General features: G+C 68.0%; 1 protein-coding gene and 1 pseudogene. Both read right to left on the bottom strand.

Translation table 11 applies throughout. The annotated features are described in order from the left end of the window. Positions 1 to 130 (bottom strand): annotated as a pseudogene (locus AC1D12_RS32915) (ABC transporter permease); the annotation flags it as partial. Between the two features lie 13 nt (positions 131 to 143). After that, positions 144 to 1,611, bottom strand: a 1,468-nt coding sequence (locus AC1D12_RS32910; RefSeq protein WP_477845319.1) for an ABC transporter substrate-binding protein, incomplete at its 5' end; no start/stop codon positions are given.

Genomic DNA, 1,611 nt, shown 5'->3' with positions numbered 1-1,611 from the left:
CGGTGGCCTCGGCGCTGGCCATCATCGAGACCGGGTCGCCGACCACGTAGAGGCCGACGAAGACCAGGCCCGACATCACGGCCATGACGAGCACCGCCTGCAGCAGGCGGCGGATGATGAAAGCCGACATCAGCGTGGTTCGACTACTTGGCCGGCACCGCGTACTGGACCATCGTCTGCTGGTCGGCGCGGCCCTTGAAGCTGACGTTCTTCTTCAYCGCCCACACCGAGTGCTCGAAGTGGATCGGCAGCATCGCGAAATCGGCCATCGCGAGTTCGCTGGCCTTCGCGAGCGTCGCGGCGCGTGCGGCGTCGTCCATCTGGGCGGACGCCTCGGCGACCAGCTTGTCCATCGCCGGGTTCGAGTAGCGGGCGCGGTTGGTGGTGCCCAGGCCCTTGTCCTTGTCGGGCGTGACCAGCAGCGCGATCAGCGTGTTCGACATCTCCCCGGTCGCGGTGCCCCAGCCTGCGAGGTAGGCGCTGTAGGTGTAGGTGTCGCGGTTCTTGAAGAACACGGCCGGCGCGTTGGCATCGATCGAGGTCTTCACGCCGATGCGCGTCCACATGGCGGCCAGCGTCTGCGCCACCTTGCTGTCGTTGATGTAGCGCCCGTTCGGCGTGCCCAGCACCAGCGTGAAGCCGTCGGGGTAGCCGGCCTCCTTCAGCAGCGCCTTGGCCTTCTCGGGATCGGGCTTGGCGGCGGTGACGAGGTTCTTGCTGGCGCCGAACATCGGGTACGGCAGCAGCTGCGCGGCCGGCGTGGCCACGCCGCCCATCGTGCGCGAGACCAGCGCCGTGCGGTCGACGGCGAGCGAGAGCGCTTCGCGCACGCGCTTGTCGAGCAGCGGGTTCTTGCCAATGGGCCCGCCCGCCGCGGCGGTGATGCCCGGCGTGCTGTCGCCGTTCTGGTCGAGCGCCACGTAGATGATGCGGTTCGACGCCTTGGTCTCCACCGTGAGCTTGGGCTCCTTGCGCAGGCGCTCCAGGTCATCGGTCGGCGGATCCTCGGCGAGGTCGACATCGCCGGCGAGCAGCGCGGCGACACGTGCGGCCGGGTTGCTGATCGGGCGGTAGATGACCTTGTCCCACGCCGGTGCCTTGCCCCAGTAGTGCGGGTTGCGCTCGAAGATGATCTCCGAGCCGCGCTTCCACGAGACGAACTTGTACGGGCCGGTGCCCACCAGGCCGGTGCCGGCGTTCAACTCGGTGGTGGTCTTGCCTTCGGGGGCCGAGCCTGCCGCGGCCTTGGCCGACATGATGGGCAGGCCGACCATGTTGATCGCGAGCAGCGGGTACGGCTCGGTGGTGGTGATGCGCACCGTCAGCGGATCGGGGGCCTCGATCTTCTCGACCTTCTGCAGGTAGACCTTGAACGACGACGGGCTGTTGGGCACCTTCGGCACGCGGTCCATCGTGAACAGCACGTCGGCCGCGGTCATCGGCGAGCCGTCGGAGAACTTGACGTTGGGCCGCAGCTTGAAGGTCCAGACCTTGCCGTCGGCCTTCCAGGATTCGGCGAGGCAGGGCTCGGGCTTGAGGTCGGCATCGACGCAGACCAGCGGTTCGAACAGCGTCTGCGAGAGCTGGATGTTCGGCGTCAGCGCGTGGTAC

It is taken from the genome of Rhizobacter sp. P1_G5 (assembly GCF_056405435.1).
This window is presented reverse-complemented; position numbering and strand designations above follow the sequence as displayed.